We start from the raw sequence: 255 nt of genomic DNA on the forward strand, positions 1-255 counted from the left end.
TCCGACCCGCACGAAAGGCGCAACGATCTGGGCACTGTCTCAACGAGAGACTCGGTGAAATTATAGTACCTGTGAAGATGCAGGTTACCCGCGACAGGACGGAAAGACCCCGTGGAGCTTTACTGCAACCTGATATTGAATGTTGGTACAGCTTGTACAGGATAGGTAGGAGCCTTGGAAACCGGAGCGCCAGCTTCGGTGGAGGCATCGGTGGGATACTACCCTGGCTGTATTGACCTTCTAACCCGCCGCCCT

General features: G+C 54.9%; 1 rRNA gene. It reads left to right on the forward strand.

Annotated features, from left to right (window positions below):
- A 23S ribosomal RNA gene (locus tag OQ477_RS20860) occupies window positions 1–255 on the forward strand; the annotation flags it as partial.

Source organism: Bacillus sp. ChL18 (assembly GCF_026241425.1).
Taxonomy (GTDB): Bacteria; Bacillota; Bacilli; order Bacillales; family Bacillaceae; genus Bacillus; species Bacillus velezensis.